The sequence below is a fragment of the Granulicella sp. L46 genome (assembly GCF_009765785.1).
In the GTDB taxonomy this organism is placed as follows: Bacteria; Acidobacteriota; Terriglobia; order Terriglobales; family Acidobacteriaceae; genus Granulicella.
Genome location: NZ_LMUT01000018.1, coordinates 77,389 through 96,935 on the forward strand (window position 1 = coordinate 77,389; position 19,547 = coordinate 96,935).

The window sequence follows — 19,547 nt, forward strand, 5'->3', positions numbered from 1 at the left end:
GCTTGGGGGAGCCGGCCCAGTGGAAGGCTGCGGTGGCTACGGAGGAGGTGACGGTGTGGTCGGGGTGGGTGTTGATGGCGCCGTCGCCGCCGAAGGTGATGATGACGTGAGGGCGCAGGATGCGGATGCGCTGGACGAGGTCGCCGGCTAGGTTGGAGAAGCTGGCGAACTCGAGCTGGCCGTCCTGGTAGTCGAGGACCTCGTACTTTTGGAGGCCGAGGAGTTTGCAGGAGGCGGCGAGCTCGGCGCGGCGAAGCTGGCCGAGCTCGGTGGTGGTGGTGGCGGTGCCGTGATAGGAGCCGGCGCTACCGTCGGTGAGGCAGATGAGGCTGGTTTCGATGCCACGCTGGGCCGCTAGGGCGAGAGCTCCGCCGAAGGCAAAACATTCGTCGTCGGGATGCGCTGTGATGCAGAGAAGTCTGAGTGCCACCGAAGGTCCTCCGGAAGATTGGATGCAGTAGAACAGGGGATAGAGTGTAGGGGATAGAGTGTAGAGAAAACCAAGGCCACCTAGGGTTCGTGCCGTTCTCTCTATCCTCTATCCCCTACACTCTATCCCCTGCTCTTCGAGGTCTTCGACGAAGAGGTCGCCGGATTCGATGAGGGTGTCGAGGGCGGCGTTGGGGTCGGAGGCGGCTACGGGCGCGAAGGTTTTGCGATGCAACGGGCAGGGGCCGTGTTCGCGGAGGGCCTTGCGGTGTTCGGGGGTGGCGTAGCCTTTGTGCGAGGCCAGGCCGTATTGCGGGTGGATGAGGTCTAGCTCGCGCATGAGGGCGTCGCGATGGACTTTGGCGATGACAGAGGCCGCGGCGATGGAGAGCGAGAGGGCGTCGCCGTAGAAGAGTCGGGTCTGCGCGCAGGGGTGGGTGAGCTGGGCGAGGTCGAGCAGCATGGCGTCGATGAGCAGGTGGTCGGGGGAGGTGGAGAGTTGCTGGACGGCCTGCAGCATGGCGAGGCGGGAGGCCTGGTAGATGTTGACGCGGTCGATGGTCTCGGCATCGACTTCGGCGACGGCGAAGCAGAGGGCGACTTTGCGGATCTTGCGGTCGAGTTTTTCGCGCTGCTCGCGGGTTAACTGTTTTGAGTCCTTGAGGCCCATGCGGGAGAGGGTCGCGAGCTTGACGGGGAGGATGACGGCGGCGGCGACGACGGGGCCAAAGAGGGCGCCGCGGCCGACTTCGTCGACACCTGCGATGAGGGTGTAGCCGTGGTAGCGGAGGGCCTGCTCAGCGGCGTCGGAGCAGATGAGCTGCTTGAGCATCTGCTGTTTGGCAGTGGCTTTGGTGACGCCGGCGACCTTGGGGATGTGGAAGAGAGTGGCCATCGTGTGCGCCCGTGAGCGGAATTTAAGTGTAGCGGGATCGGATGTGGATGAATTTGTCGTGAACGGGCAAGGGCTGCGTGGCGGGGAGAGCTGGAACGGGAAGGGGTTGTGCCGAAACAGGACTGACGGGCAGAGGGAGTAAGCCTGTAGTTACTGGCGAAACGCAAACTTTTGTCCTATGCTTGCTCCACCTATACCTGAGCACGTGAACTACGGATTTAGCTGGAGATGGATGCATGCGAATTGATGGAAGCTTGAGACTGCTGCTGGTCGGCATTCCGATGTTGATGGTGGTACAGGTGTTAGCTGCGCAGGATGCGACTCCGGCAGCGGCTCCCGCTGCTGCGACGGTGCAGGATGCGACTCCAGCGGCGGCTCCCGCTGCTGCGACGGCGCAAGCGGTGCCAGCTCCGCAAGCGGCGACGACCGCAGCGCCACAGGTAGCGGCGCCCGTGAAGGCGGATCCTAAGGCGGCGAAGGCCCAGGCTGCGGAAGAAAAGAAGGAAAAGAAGGCCGAAGAGGCGAAGAAAAAGATCTATACCGGACCGAATACGGTGATCGTGCTGGCGCCGACGCCGATGCTGGATGAGATAGGAACGCAGCGGTTAGATCCCGATGGCCAGCCGATGTTCAACCCGGCAGTTCGACAGCAGCGGGATAAGAAGGGGCATCCGCTGTTCGACGACAAGGGCAAGCCGGTTTTCCAGACGGCGACCGAGCTGGGATACGACGAGAAGGGGAAGAAGATCCACTTGTCCAAGGTGAAGCCGCCGAAGATGACTCCGGTGACCATCGCGCGGGGGACGTTTACCGTGGACGGAATGATCGGCAAGGCGGAGCTGAACTACACGATTCCTGACTTCAAGTACATGTACCTGTATGCGCCGGGGATTGGGACGCTGGTGGTGTCGAATGAACCGTTCGCCGGGGCCACGCTACAGAAGAACGCGTTCAATGACAAGACGCTGACCATAACGACCGGAGACCATCACCTGCAGGTCGCGTCTGATAATAATCTTCTGGGCAAGAAGCCGTTGCCGGCGTATGTGCTGCTGGACCGCACCTTCGTTCTGCCGACACCGTACCCGGTGGTGGGCTATGGCGGGTTGACGAAGGCGCCGTATGTTTGGCCGGGAAGCCATGAGAATGCGGAGTTGAAGGGCGCGTTTGTGAAGCCGCCGCCAATTCCTGTGAACCTGCAGCCGGTGTTGCTGCTGACGCCGTGCCCGGCGGGACAGATGCGGCGCGCGGCTCCTCCGGTTTTGCCGGGAGAGAAGGCTCCGCCACAACCCTGCGTGGTGATTCCTAAGGGATCCGCGACGCTATCAGGGCCTGCGGCGAAGAAGCAGGTGGCTGCGCAGACTCCGGCGGCTGCGCCAGTACCGGCTACCGCAGAAGCTGTTCCTGCACCGAATGCGGTGACGCCTTCACCGGCTCCAGCGCCACAACAGTAGAGGTAAAGTTTGAGGCAAAGAAGAGGCGACCCATCGGGTCGCCTCTTTTGCTGCGAATAGGTTGCGGAGACTACGCGGTGCGCTCGACCTCGCGCAGACGGGCGGCCTTGCCGCGCAGACCACGGAGGTAGAAGAGCTTGGAGCGGCGAACCTGGTAGGAGCGGAGCTTCTCGACCTTGTCGACGACCTTGGAGTTGTAGGGGAAGATGCGCTCGACGCCCTGGCCGAAGCTCATTTTGCGGACGGTGAAGGAGCCCTGGGGGCCCTTCTTGATGGCGATGACCATGCCTTCGAAAGCCTGGAGACGCTCTTTATCGCCTTCCTTGATCTTTACCTGAACGCGGACGAGGTCGCCGGCGGCAAATTCGGGGAGGTCGGTGCGCTGGAGCTTGTCGGCCAGCTTCTGCATGATGGGATGGATAGACATGATGGATTCCTTACGTAAAGTCGCAGGATTCAGTTTACATCAGTTTGGGCAGATTTTGAAGGCTTTTCCACACGGATTCGTGGGGGTGGCTTGCGTTTCTTGACAACGCAGAGGAGGTCGACAAGAATCTGGATACTTTCAATCTCAATTCAAGACGGAAAACTCATGGCCACCCTGGTATCTCCTGCGAAACGGATCCGGAGCGACGACATCTTCTTTCCCGCCATGTCGCTGGTTATCTTCGGCGTGGTGTTCTATGGCTTCGCGCAGAGTTATTTCCTCGCCGGCATGATGCGGGCGAAACTGCCCAACGTGCTAGTGCACATCCACGGAGCGATCTTCGTGTCGTGGATTCTGCTGCTCATCGTGCAGAACTTTCTGGTGGCGGCGCGTAAGGTGAAGTGGCACATGACGCTGGGGGTGCTGGGCCTGGTTTTGCCGCCGCTGATGATCGTATTCGGCGTCTTGACGCTCTTTGATTCGATTCGGCGAAATGCTACTGGCCTGCCACCTCAACTACTGCTGGTTGGCGATCTTGAGGAACTGATTGTGTTCGCTGTGTTGATCACATGGGCCATGATCGTCCGCCGCTCACCGGCTGCCCACAAGCGGCTGATGATCCTGGGCACGATGGGCATTCTTGGACCAGCGATCAATCGTTGGCCCTTTCCCGAAGCGATTCGCCTGCCCGCGACGATCGTGATCACCCTGGGCCTGCCGTTTATTGTGGTTGCTTACGATCTTTGGTCTATGCGCCGAGTGCAGCGGGAGACGCTCATTGGAACATCGCTAATCCTTGTGGTTGCCCTCACTCTCATTCCAGTTGTGAACCTGCCGATCTGGCAACCCGTCATCAACTGGATTCTTCGCGCGTAGCGGTCATTTTTTCCAGACTTGTCGACAAATGAAGTTAGCTTTGCGGCACGGAAGTTTTCTCTGCCTTCGCGTCCTGCGCGGACGGCGAGGGCTTTCACGGCGGGGAAACGTCTTAGGGTGCGATGGCTGGACTGCGAAACTCTTTGGAGTTGTTGGGCGTCCATTACCTGTATGAAGCAGCTGTTTGCAGTTGCGCTGATGGTGGTGGTGGTGGCGGCTCCGGCTTGCGCACAGCACGGTGGTGGTGGACATGGTGGCAGTGGTGGAGGATTCCATGGTGGCGGGTTTTCTGGTCGCGGTGGGTTCGCTGCGCCGGGTGGTTTTTCGGGGGCGGTGAGTCGGGGTGCTAGCGGCGGGAGAGTGTATGCGCCGCGGTATGGCGAGCAGAGCGGGGCGTTCGGTGGCGGTCCAGTTGTGGCGAATGCGCGGCCGTCGTTTTATCACGGCGGCTGGGAGCGGCGGCATGTGTATGGAGTGCGGTATGGGTATGGAGTTGGGGTCGGAGGTGTGGGGTATGGCGGGGCGGGTTATGGATGGCTGGGTGCGAATGATCCGGGATATGACTCGGGGTACGACTCTGGGGATGACCCTGGAAACGCTTCGGGATACGGGTCGGGGTATGGAGACGGCGGGTCGTACGATGTTGGGCCGTATCAGGATGGGTCGGGTGTAGCGGCGGAGGGGTATGGAGCGCCGGGTGGGGAGCAGGTGTCGGGTGCGGAGGAACCGCCGGTGCCGTATGCGGCGGAGGCTGCGGAGCCGGGGAGCGGAGAGGGGGCCGGTGTTGCGCCAGGTTCCTTGGTTGCACGGACTTCGCCGGATGCGCGCGGTTCGTCGGTTGCGCAGCCTTCGTTGTATGACAATGACGCCGTGACGCTGATCTTCAAGGATGGGCGGGCGCCGGAGAAGATCTACAACTATGCGATGACGCGCACGACGCTCTATGTGACCGATGCCAAGCGGCAGGAGATTCCTATCGCGGCGCTGGACCTAGCGGCTACCGAGAAAGTGAATCACGCGGCGGGCGTGCGGTTTCAGCTGCCGGTAACGCAGTAAGGGCGCTCTGTCTTCAGGACAATTTGTGTTTGCCGGCTACTTCGTATCCACCGTTGCGGGGATGGTTTTGAGGTGCCCGCTGGACGCTGGGGTACAGTCGGTTTCGCTGGAGGCGTGGGGGTGGGCGGACTTGAGGTCCTTGCTGGTGAAGTTGTAGGAGCGTAGCTTGGCGCAGGGTTGACTGGTCTGCGGGAGGAGGGCTGCGTCCGGCTTGAGAAGCGCCAGTTCCTGGGGTTGAGGCTGTAGGCCTAGCGGCTGCGTGCTGGGGTGTAGTACCAGCACATTGATGTCATTTTGCGAAGCCTTGAGTTGAAGCGAGCCGAGCCCGGGGTTGGTGAGCTTGAGGGTCGAGGGCGTGGAGGGTGCGAGCGACGGCGATTGCGAGGTTACAAGGGGGCTTGCCGGGGAGGGTGTGTCTGGAGATAGGAGCGGGCTGCGCGATTGGGCGGCGGCTGGAAGGATGCAGGCTGAGGTGAGGAGGCTGGCGGCGAGAAGACGAAGTGGCTGCATGGGCGGTCCCTCTGGTTGGGAGTTTAACGCTGCGGAGGGTTCGTTGGTGAGCGGGTTTGCAGGAATTTTTAGGGCAGATCGGGGGGTGGGCAATACCCGAGGCTAGCAAGGTACTCGCGGTCGTCGTCGGAGAGGTCGGCGGTTAGGAGGAGGTCGGGACGGTTGGCGAGGGTTTTTGCTAGCGCGGCCTGGCGGCGCCAGCGGCGGATGGCTAGATGGTCGCCGTTGCCTAAGACGTCGGGGATGGAGAGGCCGAGGAAGTCGGCTGGGCGGGTGTAGTGGGGGTAGTCGAGGATGCCGTTGGAGGAGTTGGTGGAGCGGGGTGGGAGTTGCGCGGCGTTCGGTTCGGTGGCGGCCCGGGTCCGAGAGTCCGGACCCGGGGCACCCGCGTTGGGGGCGGATGGGTCGCCTTCGCCGAAGCTTTCGTAGCGGCTGGAGTCGGCGTGGCCGAGGACGCCAGGGAGTAGGCGGACGGTGGCGTCGAGGAGGATGGCAGCGGCTAGCTCGCCGCCGGAGAGGACGTAGTCGCCGATGGAGAGCTCTTCGTCGCAGAAGAGTTGGGAGACGCGCTCGTCGACGCCTTCGTAGCGGCCGCAGAGGAGGACGACGCGATCGAGAGTGGCGAGGCGGCGGGCGGTGGACTGCGTGAAGCGCTTGCCCTGGGCGGAGAGCAGGATCACCGTCTCGCGCGCGGTGTCGCGTGTGGGCTTGGGAGTGAGGGCGAGGAATTCGAGGGCTTCGTGGATGGGTTGGGGCTTGAGGACCATGCCTTCGCCGCCGCCGAAGGGACGGTCGTCTACGGTGCGGTGACGGTCGTGGGTGAAGGTGCGGAGGTCGTGGATGTGGGCGCTGGCGAGGCCGGTGCGGAGGGCTCGGGAGACTACGCCGTGGCCAAGGATGCCCTGGTCGGGAAGGGCGCCGAAGAACTCCGGAAAGATGGTGAGGATGTCGAAGCGCATAAGAGCAGAGTGTAGAGGATAGAGTGTAGAGCGTAGAGGGTGGGTAGTGCGAGGAAGGGCCTAAGCGTTAGGGTCTTCGGAGTCGGGGGCAAACTCTTCGGGGCCGGTGAGGAGGCCTTCGGGGAGGTGCATGGTGATGCGGCGGGCGGCGATGTCGATGGTGTCGATCCAGGCGAGGACGAAGGGGACGAGGATGGGTTCGGCGCCGGGGGGCTGGTCGGCTAGTTCGATGGAGAGGAGCGGGGCGGCGTCTTCGAGGCGGGTGCGGCCGTCGGGGGCGGTCGCGAATTCCACGTCGGTGACGGTGCCGGCGGGAGTGTTGGGGGAGGCAGCGTCGTAGAGGGTGCAGCCGAGCAGGTCGCCGACGAAGAAGGTGCCGGAGTCGAGGGGTGGGAGCTGGTCGGTGGGGATGAAGAGCTGCTGGCCTGCTAGGAGTTCAGCGGCGGAGATGCTGTCGCAACCGGAGAGCTTGAGGACGACACGGCCGGCGTTCTTGCCGGTGGGGAAGAAATGCTCTTCGATGTGCAAAGGGAGGGTGTTGGGTGCAGGGGCAGAGGCATTCGCGGGCGCGAGGAGGACTTCGCGGTTGGGTGCGAAGAGGTTGGGAAGATCGCTGAGGGGGTCGGCGAGGAGTTCGCCGCGACGCCCTTGCGGGCGTAGCAGGCGAGCGATGGGAAACCAACCTGAGGTGGAGATGCCGGTCAACGCTGTGGGCCTCTGGAATAGCGCAAAAAGACTCTGGGAGCGCGGACGGGAAGAGGCATGGTGCGAAGGAGGCTAGTCGCGCTCAGGGTAATTGTTGGAGTCGTGAGGGTGGTCGGTTCGGCCGGCCTCGACGATATCGAGCGAGAAGCGGCGCTGCAGTTTCATACTGGCCGCACCAAGGATGGTACGCAGAGAGCGCGCGGTGCGACCCTGCTTTCCGATGACCTTACCAATGTCGCTGGGAGCGACGTGGAGGCGAAGTACGGTTGCGTCCTGGTCGGTAAGGACTTCGACCCGAACTGCATCGGCATCATCGACGAGGGCCCGGGTAATCTCCGTCATTAGAGCTTGCATTTCCGAGACAGCGCGATTGCTGTCGGGGACTGCGTTGGGATCAGACACACATACACCTCAAGAGAGTAGTTAACGCCGGCACTACATTGGGGAGCCGCTCTCTTCGATGGAAGGGTCTCGTCCGTTACCGCTCTGAGGTGTTGCGCGCCCGGGCTGGAAATCTGATGTATTCCGCTGCAGAGGTCTACAACTACGTCAAAACGGCAGTGTTGGCTTAGTGTGAGTTTACTGCAACACGGAGGGTGGAGGCGGTACTCTTTAGATTCTCTTAAAAACCACGGAAGTTACTGCAAGATGGTTACTTATGCCGCGTTCGTTGCTTCGGGTTCGGGTGTGGAAACGGTGGGCTGGTGCTTGGCCAGAAGCTTGCCGACGGTCTCGGAGAGCTGTGCGCCTTTGCCGGTCCAGTAGTCGATGCGGTCGCGCTTGAAGTCAACGCTAGCTGGCTCGGTGCGGGGATTGTAGGTGCCGACCACTTCAACCGAGCGGCCATTGCGGGCGCGATCCTTTTCGATGACAACGACGCGATAGTGGGGCTGCTTACGGGCGCCAACGCGCGCCAAACGAATCATCAACACAGGGTAGATCCTCTCAAAACTCGAATGTATTCAGATAGCCGTCAACGGAGCTGGACGCACCTTGTATCCAAGGTACAAATCCAGGGGTCATGATCGGCACGACCGACGGACGCGAAAGTCCGAACACCTAAGTATCGCGGATTTCAGAAGGTTTAGCAATGCTGAAATCGAATTTTTGGCATGATTTCGGTGCAAAATCTCGGGAGGGTGGGCCGAGGCTGATGCGGGGGTGGGGGCTATACAGGAAGATTCCCGGGGGATTCCCGCAGGAATCCCTGCCCAAAGGTAGCTACCGTGCAGTAGAATTCTTTGGTAACACCACCATTGAACGATTTTGTTGTAAAGAACGATTTGTAGTAACTCCCGGAAGGAGGGTCGGTGGCGACCCTGTACCGATCCTACGAAGCCATACCAGTACGTGCCGCGGTGCGCTTTCCGCTGCGTCTGGAGATAGTGCTTCGCACTGCGGATAAAGACTACCCGGGCATTACCGAAGATGTGTCGGCAAATGGGCTGCTGTTTGCTGCAAACGAGCTGCCGCCGGTCGGGACCGAAATTCGATTTGAACTGACGATGCCGGCAGCGGTGATGGGCGGAGTGAACGATGTTCTGCTTCACTGCCTGGGACGGATCGTTCGACATCAGCGGATTGCCGACAAAGAAATGGCAGCCGCAGTCATCGATGAATATTCATTTAGGGGCTGAGTTGTTATGAGTGATGAGTTGGCGGATAGCGAGGCAATGGATCACCAGGACGGCCTGTCAGGCTCGGGCGATGGCGACGAGGTCGAATCGGGTGATCAGGACTCTGCGGGTGGTATACGAGTCATCCTTGCGGATTCTCAAGCGATCTATCGCGTGGGTATGCGGAAGGTGTTTGCGCTCGAAGACGATATTCGGGTGGTGGCACAGGCAGAGACGCTGGAGAATCTTTACGCGGCACTGCAGCACTTTCCTACAGATGTTGTGTTGCTGGAAGGCCACCTGATTGCGGGAACGGTGGATGCGATTCCGGAGTTCATGCGGCGGGCGCCTCATGCGAAGTTGATTGTGCAGATTTCGTCGACGGACGAGGGCAATACTGTTGAGCTGTTTCGACGCGGGGTGCGTGGCGTTGTGCCGCGATCGATCTCTCCTGAATTGCTGGTGAGGTGCGTGCGCAAGATTGCGGCGGGCGAAACGTGGATCGATAACCAGTCGATTAGCTGGGTGATTGATGCGTATCGCGAGCAGGCGTCGATGCTGACGAATCCGAGGTCGCAGCCGCGGCTGTCGGATAAAGAGCTGGCGATCATTGCGTGTATCACGCGGGGCATGCGGAACAAGGAGATTGCGTACCAGATCGGGACGACCGAACAGGTGGTCAAGAATTATCTGCGCAAGATTTACGACAAGCTGGGGGTGGCGGATCGGCTGGAGCTGGCACTGTATTGCCTGCACCACAAGATTCTGCAGACGCATCCACAAACGACGGAGGCAGCACCCTTTGTGGATCCGGGAATTCCGCTGCGGGCGAAGCTATAAATCACTGAGCAGGATCGGAATGTTGACGGGGGCTGCTGGAAGATGACAGTACTGCAGCCGTTACGCTCGTTGAACTCGGCGCAGCGGCGCGCGTATACGGCGTGCTTCCTGGGGTGGACGCTGGATGCGTTTGATTTTTTTCTTCTGACATTTTGCCTGGACGCGATTGCTGCGACGTTTCATGTGAGTTTGGCTACTGCGGCGAAAGCGATCTTCTGGACGCTGTTGATGCGGCCGGTGGGGGCGCTGGTGTTTGGCGCGCTGGCGGAGAAGTTTGGGCGGCGGCCTACGCTGATGTTGAACGTGGTGAGTTATTCGGTGTTCGTGATGGCGTCTGCATTTGCGCCTACGTTTGGATGGTTTCTGGCGATGCGGGCGCTGTTTGGCGTTGCGATGGGAGGGGAGTGGGGCGTGGGCGCGGCGCTGGCGCTCGAGAGTTTGCCGGCAGAGGGGCGCGGATTTTTTTCGGGATTGTTGCAGGAAGGATATGTGATGGGCAGTATGCTGGCGGCGCTGGTGTACTTGCTGTTTCCTTACTTGCATGGGACGGGAATGTTCACTGCATGGCGGGTGCTGTTTCTGATTGGGGCGGTGCCATCGCTGCTGTTGCTGCTGCTGTTGCGGAAGGTGGATGAGTCGCCGGCGTGGTTGGCGCAGCGGCAGGCGGCGAAGTTGAAGGCGAAGGAGGCGAAGCGGTCGAGGGTGGTGGAGGTGTTGAAGTATCTGCCGAGCCTGTTGGCGCTGACGGTGTTGATGACTGCGTTCATGGCGTTCAGTCATGGGACGCAGGATTTGTATCCGACATTTCTGAAAGTTGATCATGGGATACGGGGAGTGGCGCTGTCGACGATTGCGATTGTGGGCAATGTGGGTGCGGTGTTTGGGGGGATATGGTTTGGGAGCTACTCGGAGCGGGTGGGGAGACGGCGGGCGATTATTACGGCGGCGCTGCTGTCGATCCCGATGATTCCTTTGTGGGCGTGGAGTCATACGGCGGTGATGCTGGCGGTGGGCGGATTCCTGATGCAGTTCATGGTGCAGGGGGCGTGGGGAGTGATCCCGGTGCACTTGAACGAGATGTCTCCGCCGGCGGTGCGGGCGATCTTTCCGGGGCTGGCGTACCAGTTGGGGAATGTGCTGTCGTCGCGGAATAGTGTGTTGCAGGCAGCGGCGGCTACGAAGTATTTTGGCGGGCGGTTCGCGCCGGTGTTGGCGATTACGGTGGTGATCGTCGCGGTAATTGTGGTGGTGGTGACGGCGCTGGGGCGCGAGGCGAAGGGCGCGGATTTGTCGACGCTGTGAGGTGAGGTGTAGCGTCTAACATCGTTGAGGGAGAAATTGTATGGATACGTCGGTTGTAGATTCGCGGAAGGCAGAATCGCGGGAGCTGGTGGCGGCTGCGCCTTATTTGATTGAGCAGGACTGGGCAGCATATACGCCGGAGCAGCACGCGATCTGGACGGAGCTGGTGACGCGGCGCATGCCCCAGCTGCGGGAGCACGCGTGCAGTGCTTATCTTGAGGGCTTCGAGCAGATTGGGCTGCAGGAGGACCGTCTGCCGGTACTGAAGAAGGTTAGCGAGCGGTTGCAGCCGCGGACGGGTTGGAATTCGACGGCGGTGAGCGGGTTTCTGCCGGCGGATGCGTTCTTCGAGATGCTGGCGGCACGGAAGTTTCCGACGACTACCTGGATTCGGAGTCGAGACGCGATGGAGTACACGCCAGAGCCGGATATTTTTCACGATGTCTTTGGGCATGTGCCGATGCATGCGCATCCGGTGTTTGCTGATTTCCTGGAGCAGTATGGGAAGGTGTGCGCAGGACTGAAGAGTGCGGAGGCGCTGGAGCAGATGGGAAGGCTGTTCTGGTTCACGGTGGAGTTTGGCGTGATCCACGAGGCCGGGAAGATCAAGGTGTATGGGAGCGGGCTGATCTCGTCGCACGGCGAATGTACGCATGTGGTGGAGCGTGGTGCGGGGCTGGAGATTCGAGAGTTTGACGTGGACCAGGTGCTGAATACGGTGGTGGACGTGAGCAAGATGCAGCCGGTGCTGTATGCGATTGAGAGCTTCGAGCAGATTTATGAGGCGGCGAAAGAAGCGGAGTCTCGGGTGGGGTGAGGGAGAGCCGCAGAGATCGCAGGCATGAGAGCGTGATAGCATTTCCGCATCGTGATTCCTAACCGTCGAGATCAATATAAGCAGCAACTCTTTGCGTTAACGCCTGAGGATGGAAAGACTGTCAGCAATCCATCTCTGCGAGATGCGATGAGAGAAACCCTTACAGACGACGATCTGACAGATGAAGATTATTGGGATTTAAGAAATTCGCTCATCGATGAAGGAAAGCTCGAAAGAGCGCGCGGCCGAGGCGGTCTAGTCCGCCGTGTACTTTCTGTCGCTGAGGTGCCAGTCGTCCCTGATTCTCTTGTTTCCGCAGCATCGGACTTGAGCGGTGCTGTTACGGCTCTCGTTCCTGTATTACTGGAGAGTTCTTTATATGAACCGTTTCAGAAAATTATCCAGACGGGCTATGTTCTTGATAACGATTTAAAGCCTTGGATATGCGAGATTACGGCAGCGCAGGGGCGGCGCAATACTGGTGGATTGTGGACTAGACCAGACGTTACGCTAATTGCGGAACAGACGTTTGTCTATTTTCCGGGAAAGCTATTCGAAGTAATTACTTTCGAAATCAAACCAGATATTGGAACGGCGATGGAAGGCGTGTATGAAGCTGCTGCTCACTCTGCATTTGCCCATAGAAGCTACCTTGCTTTTCCCGATTCGGATGAATATGAAAAAAGCCCATTGTTCGACCGTATTCGCGACGAATGCGAGAGATTCGGGCTTGGTCTCATATTGTTTGAAGACGTCGCGAACTGGGATACATACAGCTTCGAAGTGTCCGCGGAACGCAAGGATCCTGACCCAGGTTCCGTGAATGACTTCATAAAGGTGCAGATCAGCGAAAAGGGCAGGGAAGAGATACAGCGGTGGTTCAGATAGCCAGATGTTCCTTCGGACTGGGGCTTACAGGTGATTTGTTGGGGGGAGCCTCAGTTGACACGGTGAAGGGTGCGAATGTTTGACGTTGCGCGGGTGCGCGACTAACCTCGAACCATGAGTGGTTTACGCAACGCAGCTTGTTGTAGATGTCCAAGGCGGGTACTCGGACGCAGCTGCTTGTTGAACGATCAATGAGCGAAGGCTGAGCGTTATCCCGAGTGCCCACGAATTGGATCGTGGGCCTTTGTGTTTGGACTGGAGAAGATCTTGAGTGACGTGGTGAAGGCTGGTGCAGGTGTGGCGGCGAAAGAGACGAAGGCGCAGCGGTCGGAGCGGCTGAAGCTGGAGAAGAATCCGTGGGCCGCGTGGGACGAGGTGCGGACGTTTGCGCGCGAAGGTCGCGGCAGTGTGCTGCCGGAGTGGGCGGAGTTCTACTTCAAGTGGTGGGGCGTGTATACGCAGGGCGACGGCGCGGGCGTGACTGGTGGCGTGGGTGGTGTGGGCAAGGCGACTGAGTATTTCATGATGCGTATTGGTCTGCCGAATGGTCTGCTGACCGCGAAGCAGTTGCACACGATCGCGGACATCACGGAGAAGTATGCGCGCGGGGTTGCGGACATTACGACGCGGCAGAATATCCAGCTGCACTGGCTGACGATTGAGGCGCTGCCGGAGATTGTGGATGCACTGACGGCGATCGGGTTGAGTCCGAAGGGGGCTTGCGGGGACGTGGTGCGGAATGTGACGGGGTGTCCCTTGGCAGGGTTGGATGGGCATGAGTTGCTGGATGCGTCGCCGCTGGCAGTGGAGGTGGCAGAGCTGCTGACGGCGAATCCGGAGTTTTATAACCTGCCGCGCAAGTTTAAGATCAGCGTGACGGGATGCCCGATCTGGTGCAGCTATCCGGAGATTAATGATGTGGGATTGACCGGGCTGAAGCGCGTGAAGGATGGGAAGGAAGAGGTTGGGTATAGTTTGCGCGTGGGTGGCGGGCTGTCGGCTGAACCGCATCTGGCGGTGCGGTTGAATGCGTTTGTTCCACAGGATAAGGCGCTGGCCGCGGTGAAGGCGGTATGCACGATCTTCCGCGAGCAGGATGTGTTGCGCGAGAGCCGGACGCATGCGCGGTTGAAGTATTTGTTCATGCGGCATGGGTGGACGGCGGAGACGATGCTCGCGGCGATTGAGGAGAAGATTGGGTTCACGTTTGATGCTTGCGACGAGGGATCGATTGCCGAGGATGTGTATCGCGACCATGTGGGCGTGCATGCGCAGCGGCAGGAGGGGTTGAGTTATGTCGGCGTGACGGTGCTGAATGGTCGATTGGATCCGGCGCAGCTGCATGCGCTGGCGACGCTGAGTGAAGAGTATGGCGATGGGCATTTGCGCGCGACGATTGGGCAGAATATTGTGCTGGTGAATATTCCTAGTGCGAAGACGGCGGAGGTTGTCGAGAAGATTGCTGCACTGGGGTTGGAGGTGCAGCCGAATGTGTTTTATCGCGGCGCGGTGGCGTGTACGGGGACGGAGTTCTGCAAGCTGGCGATTGCGGAGACAAAGGGTTTTGCGAAGTGGTTGGTGGGAGAGATGGAAGAGCGGCTGCCGGAGTTCGATCAGCAGCTGCGGCTGCATGTGACGGGCTGCACGAATAGTTGCGGGCAGAGCTGGATTGCGGATATCGGGCTCGAGGGAAAGAAGTTGAAGAAGGATGGGAAGATGGTCGACGCGTTTTACTTCTGCGTCGGCGGCGCGGTGGGAGAGTATGCGGGGATTGCTCGGCAGATTGGGTATAGGGCTGCGGCGGAAGATTGTCCGGAGGCGATTGAGCGGCTGCTGCGCGGGTATTTGAAGGGGCGCGGAGACGGGGAGAATCTGCGCGCGTATTTCCGGCGGACGAGTGATGAAGATTTGCGCACGTTGTTGGCGGGCGGAGTTGTGGAGGCGGTGGAGAGGGATCCGTCGCCGGGGCGTGTGCCTACGAACGTTGGCTAAAGCGAAGTTGTCAGTTGTTAGTTCTCAGTTCTCAGTTGTTGAAGGGGCGGGATGAGTTTGTTTCCGATTTTTCTGAAGCTGGCGGCTCGGCCCTGCGTGGTGGTGGGGGCGGGGAATATTGCTGAGTCGAAGATTGAGAGTTTGCTGGCGGCGGAGGCTAGCGTGACGGTGATTGCGCCGGAGGCTTTGCCGCGTGTGCAGGCATGGGCGGAGGCTGGTGAGCTGCGTTGGGAGCAGAGGGAATATTGTGCGGGGGATTTGTCAGCGGCATTCCTGGTGGTGGCGGCTACGGCGACGAATGCGGTGAATCGCGCGGTGTTTGCGGAGGCTAGTGCGGCTGGGATTCTTTGTAATGCCGTGGATGACCCTCCGTTCTGCGACTTTTATTTTCCTAGTGTAGTGCGGCGGGGTGAGTTGCAGATTGCGATTTCGACGGCGGGGGAGAGTCCGACGCTGGCACAGCGGTTGCGTAAGGAGATTAACGCGCAATTGCCGCTGGACACGGGTGAATGGCTGATGGAGCTGGGGCGGCTGCGGCGCGAGGTGACGGCTGTGGAGCCAGTGGGGGATGAGCGGAAGTTGCTGCTGCATGAGTTGGCGTCGAGAGAGGTGTGTGGGTTTGATGGTTGTCCGTCGAGGATGCGGGCTCGGCAGCATGCGCGGGAGCATGGATTCGCGGCGGTCCCACCCAGGTCTGAAAATCCAGACCTGGGGCACCCGGATCGTGCGGAGGTGAAGGCATGACCGTCGCGGAGAAAGGCGTGATGTACCTGGTGGGGGCGGGGCCGGGGGATCCGGAGCTGCTGACGGTGCGGGCGCTGCGGCTGCTGGAGTCGGCTGACGTGGTGCTGCATGATGATTTGGTGCCGGCGGAGGTGTTGGCGCTGGTGCATCGGCATGCGCTGGTGACGAGCGTGGGCAAGCGTTGCGGGCGGCCGCGGATTACGCAAGCTGGGATTCATGCGCTGATGATTGAGTCGGCGCGCGCGGGACAATCTGTGGTGCGGTTGAAGAGTGGAGACCCGCTAGTGTTCGGACGCGCGGGCGAGGAGATTGCGGCGCTGCGCGCGGCGGGCGTGCGGTTTGAGGTGGTGCCGGGCGTGACGGCGGCGTTTGCTGCGGGCGCGGCGCTGGGGTTGCCGCTTACGGATCGGAGGAGTGCGAGCAAGTTGATCTTCTGCACGGGACATCATGCGGACGGGAAAGACTCGGCGCCGATATGGAGTGGGAGGCTGCCGGACGATGCGACGCTGGTGGTGTATATGCCGGGGCGGGACCTTGGGAGGATTGCGCGGGAGTTGCGGGAGGCGGGGGTGGCGGAGGATGTGGCGTGCTGCGCGATCTCGCATGCGGCGACGGCGCGGCAGAGTTTTGTGGCTGCTCGGCTGGATGGATTGGACGAGATGGAGTGTGGGCCGGCGCCGGTGGTGTTGTTGGTGGGTCGTGCGATGGCCGGGTTGGTCGAAGGTAAGGCCTCGCTTGCGGAGAAATTGCGTGTGATCGAGGAGTTGGCTGTGCGGCTTGTTTCTTCCGATGCTGAGTAGGGTTGGCTAATCGAATCTAATGCGAGGCGCAATGGTATAACGGACGCTATGTTTGGCCGAGCAGCGAAGGCGCCTGTCAGTGAAGACGATCGGCTTTGGGTAGATGAAGGGTTCGAACGCTTGTCTCGAATATTGGGGCGGAGGTGGATGCTGGAGGCTCGCGTGATGCGACCGACGGCGGAGGACTTCCCGGATCGGTTTGATGGATCGGAAGCAGCGTTGCAACTCATGTTTTTGCGGGTGGCAGGGTGCATGGGTGTTGACCCGGACAGCGTCGAACTCCAGGTGTTTTCGGACTCTGCGGAGTCAACGCTGGAATCGATTCCCTTTGCTGCGCATAGGAGTTCGTCGCCGGGTGGCGTCTATGTCGAGCCACCTAATCAAAAGAAGTTGGTGGCGGTTCATCAGCGTCAGCTTCGCGACCCGGTAGCTTTGGTTGCGGTTCTTGCACATGAACTCGGCCACGTCATTTTGCTTGGAGGGGGACTGGTCGATCGGGAGGCTGAGGACATGGAGCCACTCAACGATTTATTGACCGTGTTTCTTGGCTTCGGAATCTTCAACGCGAACGCAGCCTTTCAGTTTTCGCAATATACAAGCACGGATTCGGAAGGATGGTCTGCGCAAAGGCTGGGGTATCTTCCAGAGCGCGTTTGGGGATACGCACTTGCCAGATTTGCGATAGAACGCGGCGAAGATGATCCTGAATGGTCGAGGTTTCTGGCAACGAGCGTCCGCTCGTATTTCAAGAGCTCGATCAAGTGGCTTCGCGCAAGTACGCGGACAGGTTGAGCGCTAGTGCTTCGGCGCGGACTCGTTGAGGAGTTGGACGAGGTAGTTCTGCCAGATGGCGGCCATGGTGTGGGTGCCGTGGCCGCGGGTTTTGTCGGAGATGGGGATGAGGACGAATTTGGCGTTCGGCATTTGGTGGACCATTTTTTCCGCGATGCCTAGCTCGGGAGGGTTGATGAAGTCGTCGGCGGAGTTGATGTACATGACGGGGACTTTGATGCGGTCGAGGTGGGGGCTGGGGTCGTAGTTACGGCTGGCGTTGACGTAGTAGATGAGGTTGTTGGCGTCGGTTGTGGCGACGGTGCGGGCGAGATAGTTGTCGACGTAGGCTTCGGCCTGCTGGCGGGTGGGGAAGTTGGTCTGCATGACGAGGGGCGCGGAGCCCATGATGAGCAGCATCTCGTTGGCGGTGCGCAGGCCTTCGGTGGGTTCGGTGGTGTAGTTGCCGTCTTTCCAGGCGGGGTCGCGCTCGATGTTTTCTATGGCCATGTAGCGCATCATGCGATTGCGGCCGGCGAGTGGAACGGGGAGGCAGGCGAGGGGCATGAGGGCGTCGGCGAATTCGGGATAGGCTTCACCCCAGACGAAGCTTTGCATACAGCCCATGGAGGTGCCGAGGATGAGGCGGAGGTGGTCGACGTGGAGGCCTTCGAGGAGCATCTGGTGTTGGGAGCGAACCATGTCGTCGTAGTCATATTGCGGGAACTTCATGCGCAGGCCGTCGGAGGGTTTGGAGGATTCGCCGTGGCCGATGTCGTCGGGAAAGATGAGGAAGTATTTTGTGATGTCGAGGGGTTGGCCGGGGCCGAAGAGGATCTTGGAGAAGTTGGGGTTGAAGAGCGAGTGGGCATCGCCGCCGGTGCCGTGGAGTAGGAGGACGGCGTTGTCGACGTGGCCGCTGGTATCGCGGTGGGGCGCGCCGAGAGTGAGGTAGTGGAGTTTGAGTTGGGGGAGGGTTTCGCCACTGCCGAAGTGGAAGTCGTGCGCGATGTAGTCGCCGGGCGTGCCGGTGTAGGCGGGCGCGGGTGCGGGCGTGCTTGCGGGCGCTGACATGGTCTGCGCAGTAGCGGCAGTGGCGGCGAGGAGGGCAGCTGCGATAAGCGGCTTGAACATGGGGGCTCCGGGGTGCGGCGATGCGGATGATTTTAGCTTACGGGGATTTGGGCGGTGGGTTGGGGTTCGGGGATTTGGGGCTCGGGGGTACGGGAGGGGACTAGGCGCTGGCGCAGGCGGAGGAAGGGGAACTCGATGAGCTTGGTGGCGAGGATGCCTAACGGGATGGCGAGGATGTAGGGAAGCAGCGTGGAGGTGGCGGCGGCGAGGGAGTGGGGGACGTGGTCGACGGCCCAGTTGACGGGGCGCTCGACGCTGACGTGCCAGAGGTAGATGCCGTAGGAGTAGATGCCGATGCGGGCGATGAGGCGGTAGGGGCTGGTGTGCGTGGGCCTGCGGCGGTAGAGAAGGAGGAGGAGGGCGGCGGCGGCGTAGTCGACGAAGGTGATGAGGAAGGGCGAGGTGAGGGCGTCGGGTTCGGGATAGGCGTCGCTGTCGACGTAGAGACGCCAGAGACCTATGGCGACGATGGTGAGGAGGAGGAGGCGCTGTTGCTGGAGCTTCTGGAACCACTCGGGCCAGAAGGTGTGGATGGCGGCGAGGGCTACGCCGAGGAGTAAGCCGTCTAGGCGGGTGTGGGTGTAGAAGTAGACCGGTTGTGCGTGCGCGGAGAGGATGGCGCGCAGGGCTTCGATGGAGAGAGCGAGCGTGATGCAGGTGGTGAGGAGGGTTGTGGGCTTCCAGTGGCGCGCGGTCCAGAGTGCGAGGAGGGCGGCGAGCGCGAGGTAGAACTGCTCTTCAACAGCGAGGCTCCAGGTGTGCGCGAGGCTGGAGGGAATGTAGTTCTGGATGTTGAGAAGGTTCTGCCAGAAGAAGCTGCTGAGGGGGCGGACGTGGAAGAGCGTGGCGACTAGAAGGAAGGCGTAATAGCCGGGCCAGATTTTGAAGGCACGGCGCTTGAGGAAGCGCGGCGAGTCTACGCTGCCGGTGCGCTGCCACTCCTTCATGAGGAGGCCGCCGACGAGGAAGCCGCTGAGGACGAAGAAGACGTCGACGCCAGTCCAGCCAAAGCCCTGGATGCGGTTGAGGATGGGCGAGGTGATGAGGAGATTGTGGGGGCGGTAGTGGAAGATGAGCACCATCAGGATGGCGATTCCGCGAATGAAATCGAGTTCGATTTCACGGCGGGTGGTTCCTGGTGGTGGGGCCATAGCGAAGGATAGCATCGCGCGGGCGTGGAGTTGTGGCTCGGTGGAGGGCTTTGAAATGCAGGGGTCTCTCCACTGGGCATGACGATGAGGCCGTCATGCTTCGGTCGAGATGACGGTCGTCGTGGGAGCACGAAGAAGGGCGCGAAGGGATTGCCTTCGCGCCCCGTTGTTGCGTGGCGAA

22 protein-coding genes are annotated in these 19,547 nt (G+C 60.6%); 12 read left to right on the forward strand and 10 right to left on the reverse strand.

Features of this window, described 5'->3' with window-relative positions:
- A partial coding sequence (locus tag GSQ80_RS19085; protein ID WP_174241365.1) for a PIG-L family deacetylase occupies window positions 1–430 on the reverse strand: 430 nt, incomplete at its 3' end.
- Window positions 431–538: 108 nt separating this feature from the next.
- Window positions 539–1,324, reverse strand: a complete 786-nt coding sequence (locus tag GSQ80_RS19090) for a ribonuclease HII (protein WP_158789257.1) — start codon at window positions 1,322–1,324, stop codon at window positions 539–541.
- Between the two features lie 236 nt (window positions 1,325–1,560).
- On the opposite strand from GSQ80_RS19090, the gene GSQ80_RS19095 reads away from it, so the two are divergent.
- The gene (locus tag GSQ80_RS19095) at window positions 1,561–2,778 is read left to right on the forward strand and encodes a hypothetical protein (protein ID WP_158789258.1); all 1,218 of its coding nucleotides are present in this window, start codon (window positions 1,561–1,563) and stop codon (window positions 2,776–2,778) included.
- A gap of 70 nt (window positions 2,779–2,848) precedes the next feature.
- Here the strand turns inward: GSQ80_RS19095 and rplS are convergent, their stop codons facing one another.
- Window positions 2,849–3,205: a 50S ribosomal protein L19 gene (gene rplS / locus GSQ80_RS19100; RefSeq protein WP_158789259.1), complete on the reverse strand. Its 357-nt coding sequence runs from the start codon at window positions 3,203–3,205 to the stop codon at window positions 2,849–2,851.
- Window positions 3,206–3,370: 165 nt separating this feature from the next.
- Here rplS and GSQ80_RS19105 point away from each other — a divergent pair, with 165 nt between their 5' ends.
- Both GSQ80_RS19105 and GSQ80_RS19110 read left to right on the forward strand, forming a co-directional pair.
- Window positions 3,371–4,081 carry a hypothetical protein gene (locus GSQ80_RS19105; RefSeq protein WP_158789260.1) on the forward strand — a complete coding sequence of 237 codons (711 nt, stop codon included), beginning with the start codon at window positions 3,371–3,373 and terminating at the stop codon, window positions 4,079–4,081.
- A gap of 171 nt (window positions 4,082–4,252) precedes the next feature.
- On the forward strand, window positions 4,253–5,137 hold the full coding sequence (locus tag GSQ80_RS19110; RefSeq protein ID WP_158789261.1) for a hypothetical protein: 885 nt from the start codon (window positions 4,253–4,255) through the stop codon (window positions 5,135–5,137).
- 36 nt (window positions 5,138–5,173) lie between these two features.
- Here the strand turns inward: GSQ80_RS19110 and GSQ80_RS19115 are convergent, their stop codons facing one another.
- The 5 genes from GSQ80_RS19115 to rpsP form a co-directional block, all read right to left on the reverse strand.
- A complete protein-coding gene (locus GSQ80_RS19115; protein ID WP_158789262.1) occupies window positions 5,174–5,647 on the reverse strand; it encodes a hypothetical protein in 474 nt (157 codons plus the stop codon).
- A 68-nt stretch (window positions 5,648–5,715) separates the two neighbouring features.
- The gene (gene trmD / locus GSQ80_RS19120) at window positions 5,716–6,606 is read right to left on the reverse strand and encodes a tRNA (guanosine(37)-N1)-methyltransferase TrmD (RefSeq protein ID WP_158789263.1); all 891 of its coding nucleotides are present in this window, start codon (window positions 6,604–6,606) and stop codon (window positions 5,716–5,718) included.
- Between the two features lie 60 nt (window positions 6,607–6,666).
- Window positions 6,667–7,311: a ribosome maturation factor RimM gene (rimM, locus tag GSQ80_RS19125; RefSeq protein ID WP_158789264.1), complete on the reverse strand. Its 645-nt coding sequence runs from the start codon at window positions 7,309–7,311 to the stop codon at window positions 6,667–6,669.
- A 72-nt stretch (window positions 7,312–7,383) separates the two neighbouring features.
- Window positions 7,384–7,713 (reverse strand): KH domain-containing protein, encoded by a 330-nt coding sequence (locus GSQ80_RS19130; protein WP_371315743.1) that lies wholly within the window; start codon window positions 7,711–7,713, stop codon window positions 7,384–7,386.
- A gap of 254 nt (window positions 7,714–7,967) precedes the next feature.
- Window positions 7,968–8,237, reverse strand: coding sequence for a 30S ribosomal protein S16 (gene rpsP / locus GSQ80_RS19135; RefSeq protein ID WP_158789418.1), 270 nt, complete (start codon window positions 8,235–8,237; stop codon window positions 7,968–7,970).
- A 384-nt stretch (window positions 8,238–8,621) separates the two neighbouring features.
- Here rpsP and GSQ80_RS19140 point away from each other — a divergent pair, with 384 nt between their 5' ends.
- From GSQ80_RS19140 to GSQ80_RS19180, 9 genes are all read left to right on the forward strand, one after another.
- A complete protein-coding gene (locus GSQ80_RS19140; protein WP_158789265.1) occupies window positions 8,622–8,948 on the forward strand; it encodes a PilZ domain-containing protein in 327 nt (108 codons plus the stop codon).
- Between the two features lie 6 nt (window positions 8,949–8,954).
- Complete coding sequence (locus tag GSQ80_RS19145) at window positions 8,955–9,767, forward strand: response regulator transcription factor (RefSeq protein ID WP_254059782.1); 813 nt, start codon at window positions 8,955–8,957, stop codon at window positions 9,765–9,767.
- A 42-nt stretch (window positions 9,768–9,809) separates the two neighbouring features.
- Window positions 9,810–11,069 (forward strand): MFS transporter, encoded by a 1,260-nt coding sequence (locus GSQ80_RS19150; protein WP_158789266.1) that lies wholly within the window; start codon window positions 9,810–9,812, stop codon window positions 11,067–11,069.
- A gap of 40 nt (window positions 11,070–11,109) precedes the next feature.
- Complete coding sequence (locus GSQ80_RS19155) at window positions 11,110–11,886, forward strand: phenylalanine 4-monooxygenase (RefSeq protein WP_158789267.1); 777 nt, start codon at window positions 11,110–11,112, stop codon at window positions 11,884–11,886.
- Between the two features lie 147 nt (window positions 11,887–12,033).
- Window positions 12,034–12,774 carry a hypothetical protein gene (locus GSQ80_RS19160; RefSeq protein ID WP_216850460.1) on the forward strand — a complete coding sequence of 247 codons (741 nt, stop codon included), beginning with the start codon at window positions 12,034–12,036 and terminating at the stop codon, window positions 12,772–12,774.
- 276 nt (window positions 12,775–13,050) lie between these two features.
- Entirely contained in the window at window positions 13,051–14,766 is a 1,716-nt protein-coding gene (gene cobG, locus GSQ80_RS19165) for a precorrin-3B synthase (RefSeq protein WP_371315744.1), read from the forward strand.
- 51 nt (window positions 14,767–14,817) lie between these two features.
- Window positions 14,818–15,510 (forward strand): bifunctional precorrin-2 dehydrogenase/sirohydrochlorin ferrochelatase, encoded by a 693-nt coding sequence (locus tag GSQ80_RS19170; RefSeq protein WP_158789270.1) that lies wholly within the window; start codon window positions 14,818–14,820, stop codon window positions 15,508–15,510.
- Window positions 15,507–16,310 carry a uroporphyrinogen-III C-methyltransferase gene (gene cobA / locus GSQ80_RS19175; protein WP_158789271.1) on the forward strand — a complete coding sequence of 268 codons (804 nt, stop codon included), beginning with the start codon at window positions 15,507–15,509 and terminating at the stop codon, window positions 16,308–16,310. Before GSQ80_RS19170 ends, cobA begins: the two co-directional genes overlap by 4 nt.
- Window positions 16,311–16,457: 147 nt before the next feature.
- The gene (locus GSQ80_RS19180) at window positions 16,458–17,102 is read left to right on the forward strand and encodes a hypothetical protein (protein ID WP_158789272.1); all 645 of its coding nucleotides are present in this window, start codon (window positions 16,458–16,460) and stop codon (window positions 17,100–17,102) included.
- A gap of 3 nt (window positions 17,103–17,105) precedes the next feature.
- Here the strand turns inward: GSQ80_RS19180 and GSQ80_RS19185 are convergent, their stop codons facing one another.
- Window positions 17,106–18,215 (reverse strand): alpha/beta fold hydrolase, encoded by a 1,110-nt coding sequence (locus GSQ80_RS19185; protein ID WP_158789273.1) that lies wholly within the window; start codon window positions 18,213–18,215, stop codon window positions 17,106–17,108.
- 32 nt (window positions 18,216–18,247) lie between these two features.
- A complete protein-coding gene (locus tag GSQ80_RS19190; RefSeq protein WP_158789274.1) occupies window positions 18,248–19,366 on the reverse strand; it encodes an acyltransferase in 1,119 nt (372 codons plus the stop codon).
- Window positions 19,367–19,547: the final 181 nt, after the last annotated feature.

Excerpts from the sequence above, each read along its gene's own strand:
- rpsP (WP_158789418.1), bottom strand. The coding sequence starts at position 8,237 with ATGATTCGTTTGGCGCGCGTTGGCGCCCGTAAGCAGCCCCACTATCGC.
- GSQ80_RS19115 (WP_158789262.1), bottom strand. The coding sequence starts at position 5,647 with ATGCAGCCACTTCGTCTTCTCGCCGCCAGCCTCCTCACCTCAGCCTGC.
- GSQ80_RS19155 (WP_158789267.1), top strand. The coding sequence starts at position 11,110 with ATGGATACGTCGGTTGTAGATTCGCGGAAGGCAGAATCGCGGGAGCTG.
- GSQ80_RS19185 (WP_158789273.1), bottom strand. The coding sequence starts at position 18,215 with ATGTTCAAGCCGCTTATCGCAGCTGCCCTCCTCGCCGCCACTGCCGCT.
- GSQ80_RS19170 (WP_158789270.1), top strand. The coding sequence starts at position 14,818 with ATGAGTTTGTTTCCGATTTTTCTGAAGCTGGCGGCTCGGCCCTGCGTG.
- GSQ80_RS19110 (WP_158789261.1), top strand. The coding sequence starts at position 4,253 with ATGAAGCAGCTGTTTGCAGTTGCGCTGATGGTGGTGGTGGTGGCGGCT.
- GSQ80_RS19190 (WP_158789274.1), bottom strand. The coding sequence starts at position 19,366 with ATGGCCCCACCACCAGGAACCACCCGCCGTGAAATCGAACTCGATTTC.
- GSQ80_RS19095 (WP_158789258.1), top strand. The coding sequence starts at position 1,561 with ATGCGAATTGATGGAAGCTTGAGACTGCTGCTGGTCGGCATTCCGATG.
- GSQ80_RS19180 (WP_158789272.1), top strand. The coding sequence starts at position 16,458 with ATGCTGGAGGCTCGCGTGATGCGACCGACGGCGGAGGACTTCCCGGAT.
- GSQ80_RS19150 (WP_158789266.1), top strand. The coding sequence starts at position 9,810 with ATGACAGTACTGCAGCCGTTACGCTCGTTGAACTCGGCGCAGCGGCGC.
- GSQ80_RS19090 (WP_158789257.1), bottom strand. The coding sequence starts at position 1,324 with ATGGCCACTCTCTTCCACATCCCCAAGGTCGCCGGCGTCACCAAAGCC.
- GSQ80_RS19160 (WP_216850460.1), top strand. The coding sequence starts at position 12,034 with ATGAGAGAAACCCTTACAGACGACGATCTGACAGATGAAGATTATTGG.
- GSQ80_RS19145 (WP_254059782.1), top strand. The coding sequence starts at position 8,955 with ATGAGTGATGAGTTGGCGGATAGCGAGGCAATGGATCACCAGGACGGC.
- GSQ80_RS19105 (WP_158789260.1), top strand. The coding sequence starts at position 3,371 with ATGGCCACCCTGGTATCTCCTGCGAAACGGATCCGGAGCGACGACATC.
- trmD (WP_158789263.1), bottom strand. The coding sequence starts at position 6,606 with ATGCGCTTCGACATCCTCACCATCTTTCCGGAGTTCTTCGGCGCCCTT.
- cobA (WP_158789271.1), top strand. The coding sequence starts at position 15,507 with ATGACCGTCGCGGAGAAAGGCGTGATGTACCTGGTGGGGGCGGGGCCG.
- rplS (WP_158789259.1), bottom strand. The coding sequence starts at position 3,205 with ATGTCTATCCATCCCATCATGCAGAAGCTGGCCGACAAGCTCCAGCGC.